At 37.7% G+C, this 247-nt stretch carries 1 pseudogene; it reads right to left on the bottom strand.

The features are described 5' to 3' along the window. Window positions 1-247 (bottom strand): annotated as a pseudogene (locus IDG63_RS14520) (hypothetical protein); the annotation flags it as partial.

Genomic DNA, 247 nt, shown 5'->3' on the forward strand with positions numbered 1-247 from the left:
TTAATAAACCTGATTTACCTTCCCAAATTTCATCCTTACGAGAGATTTCAGAAGGGTCTTTGCCTTCTTCGTAAATTAATGGTCTAATTCCTGCCCATGTTGATTCAATATCTTCATCTGTAACATTTAGTCCATGTAATACAAAAGGTCTGGCAATTTCAGGTGGCGATGTAGGTGGTAGCAAGAACTTTGATGCGTTTGTAGAGCAAAAAGTAGATGTAGCTAAAGGATTCGGCATTGATGAAGA

Origin of the sequence: Staphylococcus sp. EG-SA-14 (assembly GCF_017151935.1) — a bacterium.
Taxonomy (GTDB): Bacteria; Bacillota; Bacilli; order Staphylococcales; family Staphylococcaceae; genus Staphylococcus; species Staphylococcus aureus.